The sequence below is a fragment of the Legionella sp. genome (assembly GCF_049790535.1).
Taxonomy (GTDB): Bacteria; Pseudomonadota; Gammaproteobacteria; order Legionellales; family Legionellaceae; genus Legionella.
Genome location: NZ_JBAQZB010000040.1, coordinates 1 through 3,829, shown reverse-complemented (window position 1 = coordinate 3,829; position 3,829 = coordinate 1). Strand labels below are relative to the sequence as shown.

The following is a 3,829-nucleotide window of genomic DNA, read 5'->3' as shown; positions in this document are numbered from 1 at the left end:
AAGAATCTTTTAATGCGAGTGATAAGCTGGTTTCTTTCTATTATATTTCTCAATTCGCATTTAGTTTTTTGGGCGCGTTGTTTATTTCTTTAATTACGAAAAAATATGTTATCAATGCATCTCAATCGCAATGGTTACGATTATCTTATGCTTTACCATTTCTAATAATTGCGACTCACCATTCCATTTATCTTTTTATTGGGATGGTCTCATTTTTAGAGTTCATTAATACCTTTTCCCTTCCAGTATGGCAAAGCTTTTTTCAAGACTGCGCTGAGGAGCCTTCTGACTGGCGATTAATCGCTACAGCCCGGAAAACGTATGTTTCTATTATTGGCGGTTTTGCTAGCTTAGTAGCTGGATTATTGCTCACGATTACTGATTATCAAAAAATATATCTCTTGGCCAGTATATGCTGTCTTTGTTCTGCTTTATGTTTTATCAAATTTTTACCAAGGATGAAATTGTCAAAATTATGATATTTGAATCTAACACACTGAATGAAATTGAATTAGGAATTCTGTACAGTCAATTATTATTGAACAGCAAGTTGCTTTCTTTAATTGAGAATCAAAGTATTACGGAACCTATAAAAATATTCAAAATGTCCAATGAAAATCTGGCTATTTTTCATCCTCAAAAAAATAGTTTATTTTTTTCTGCAACTACAAATCCAGAGAGAGCTTTAGAAATTTTTATTCATCTAAAAGCAAATTACATTGTTAAAATTATTGAAGGTGCAGATGAGTTAATCAATAAAATTGGCGATTATCTACACAGTTTAAGTGAAAAATACAGTAATACAAAAATGCTTTTAATGTCCAAAGAAATAAGTGAGCACATTACTTTAATTTCATCAGAGTTTGAATTTCTTCAAGGAGATGAGCTTAATGATTTTGGGGCACATGTACTTGTTGGTAAATTTTCAACTGAACGACTAAATACAACTCTTGATGAACCAGGGGCTAAAAAATTAGTTTTATCTTCTACAAGAGAATTTATGGGAATAAAAGTTGATGATGCAGTAGTAAGTGTTGCTGCTTGGATTAGGGAAGTGCAAGGTTATCGATGTCTTAGTTATGTTTATACCAATGAAAAATATAGAGGTCGTGGTTTTAGCCAATTATTATTATCAAAGTTATTAAATGATATTTGTGGTAAGTACAAAGGTGCATTTTTATTTGTAGATACATCAAATATTCCCGCATTGAATCTATACAGAAAATTTGGTTTTAAAGACGTAGGCTCATTATCACAAATGAAATTAAGTTAATGATGAGAATATGAATAATCTAAAGCAGATAAAAGATATTGATGTATTGGTTATTGGAGGAGGAAACGCCGGCCTTTGTGCCGCAATTTCTGCTATACATAAAACTCGAAATGTCGTAGTAATTGAAAAAGCAAGTTATAAAGAGCGTGGAGGAAATAGTTCTCTTACGATGAATTTTAGATTTGCACATTCTAAAATTAATAACCTATTAGCATTCTTAGATTTAGCTGAAATTACAGAAGGGCAATTAGCTCGTTTAAAAAAATATTATTTAGCTTACCCAGAAGATAAATTTTATAATGATTTAATGGACGTTTCAGATAATCGTGCCCACTCTGAATTATCTTCTATTCTTGTGAAAAACTCATATGAAACTGCCCGCTGGTTACATAACTTAGGCCATAAATGGGAAATAAAACCTCGAATAGTGGCTGGTAGTTTACCTATTAGAATAATGGGTGGTGGTAGAGAACTACAAAATATTAATTTTTCTTTAGCAGAACGTAAGGGAGTTCATGTAATTTATGAGTGTGAACTTACAGATTTAATTGCTTGTGATAATCATATTAAAGAGGTACAAGTATTATACAAGAATGAGCAAATTAGAATTCAAGCAAAAACAATTATTCTTGCCTGTGGAAGCTATGAAGCCAACTCTTTAATGAGAAAGAAATATCTAGGTCCTCATTGGGAACATGCAGCTCTTAGGGGGGTACCATTTAACACGGGCCAAGGAATAACGTCGGCTGCTAACATTGGGGCTCGTTTATATGGAGATTATGCCGAATGTCATGCAACACCACAGTATAGCCATTTAAAGCCCTATATGCTTCCAGGTGAAAATGAGGAAAGTCAAAATAACTCGAGGTATGCTTTTAATTATGGTGTCACTGTTAATACCCAGGGCAAACGATTTTTTGATGAGGGTGAACATCTCTCCAATTTTATTTATGCAAAACTTGGAAGGAAAATTATTGAGCAACCAGGACAAATAGCGTATCAGATTTTTGATCAAAAAACCGCAAGATTTTTGGACAAAAATTATTTTGATAATGGAAATTATGCAGAAGAAAATACATTGGTTGAGCTAGGTAAAGCTCTTGGTATTGATTATGTTGAATTTGAAAAAAATATTGAGTGTTTTAATCAATCAATAACTCCACAACAAATTAATTTGAGTAGGTTAGATGGAGTAAGTACTACCAATCTTTTTCCGCCAAAAAGTAATTGGGCTGTTACTATTAATAAGCCACCCTTTTTTGGTTTTCCTGTAAAAGCAGGGATTACATTTACTTACGGTGGGTTAAAAATTAATAAAGATACTCAAGTGATTAGAAAAGATAATATCCCTTTCCAGAATTTATTTGCGTGCGGAGAAATTATAGGTGGCTTATTTTGGGGGAATTATGCAGGAGGTAGTGGCCTAATGGCGGGATCAGTATTTGGAAAAATCGCAGGGGAGGCTGCTGCTAAATGTGTTTTAGATTACCAAAATTAAGGAGCTTATGTGACTTATAATACTTCTATATCTTACAAGACCATTTTTTCTCAAAAAGCACACTTCTATAAACATGCTAGACCAAGTTATCCTGCCCCTGTTTTTGAGTATTTAGCGAATCTATTAAAGCCCGGATCAAAAATTGTTGAGTTTGGATGTGGTACAGGTATCTTTACTAAAGACTTATTAAAGTATGATTATGAAATTTATGCAGTAGATCCTTGTGCTGAAATGCTTGCAGAATGCAAGGTAGAATTAAATAACAATAATAAAGTAACTTTCATAGAGTCTAGTGCCGAAGATGTTATTTTAAAAAAAGGAAGTATTGATGCTTTTGTTTTTCCCCAGTCATTACATTGGATGGACATAGAGAAAATAAAAGAAATTATTGCTAATGCGGCTAATTACAATTCTCAGATAATTACCGTGTGGAATTCTCGTGACGATTCCGATACAAGCTGTTCAAAAGAATATAATCAAATTATCCATAACTACAAAAAAAGACATCCCCTTTCGATTCACGTAGAAACCGATTCCTACATATTACTTAATAGGTTATATGGCGAAGGTAACTATAAAATATTCAAATGCCGCCATACTCATCAATTAACCCAGCAAGGCGTAGAGTATTTATTTTTGTCTACCTCTGACATCGATCTAAATGCTTTTGAGTTAAGTGCAAAACAGGAACTTAACTCTTGGTTTAATGAATATCAAGTTAATGGTTATGCCCCTATACGGTATGAATGCTTTATGTCAGTGTCCCGAAATCAATAATAGATGAAGATGAGTTTAGATATACCATTTTCTTATTCATTCATAGCTTTTCGTAATTGTTCAAATCAGGTATCATACTCCACGTTGGGTAAGATCTTGGGCAAGATTCGAGTCCTCATTATTTATATTATTTAAAATCAACAAGTTGCAATCAGGTTCGATTCCGGCCCTGGGCACCAATTCATGATTTTGTAATCATCCTTAATCGCTTTCCATTGCAATAGATACAGCGGACCACACGATTATAAGTTACTTGAATGTAAACAGGATTGTTTCCTGTC

The 3,829-nt window shown here is 33.2% G+C and carries 4 protein-coding genes; all 4 read left to right on the top strand.

All coding sequences use genetic code 11. The features are described 5' to 3' along the window. A partial coding sequence (locus tag WA877_RS02100) for a hypothetical protein (protein ID WP_425169290.1) occupies positions 1 to 479 on the top strand: 479 nt, incomplete at its 5' end. Beyond that, a complete protein-coding gene (locus WA877_RS02095; RefSeq protein WP_425169289.1) occupies positions 434 to 1,273 on the top strand; it encodes a GNAT family N-acetyltransferase in 840 nt (279 codons plus the stop codon). The genes WA877_RS02100 and WA877_RS02095, both read left to right, overlap by 46 nt. Positions 1,274 to 1,283: 10 nt before the next feature. Further along, complete coding sequence (gene tcuA, locus WA877_RS02090) at positions 1,284 to 2,771, top strand: FAD-dependent tricarballylate dehydrogenase TcuA (RefSeq protein WP_425169288.1); 1,488 nt, start codon at positions 1,284 to 1,286, stop codon at positions 2,769 to 2,771. A gap of 9 nt (positions 2,772 to 2,780) precedes the next feature. Continuing rightward, the gene (locus tag WA877_RS02085; RefSeq protein ID WP_425169287.1) at positions 2,781 to 3,548 is read left to right on the top strand and encodes a class I SAM-dependent methyltransferase; all 768 of its coding nucleotides are present in this window, start codon (positions 2,781 to 2,783) and stop codon (positions 3,546 to 3,548) included. The last annotated feature ends 281 nt before the right edge of the window (positions 3,549 to 3,829 follow it).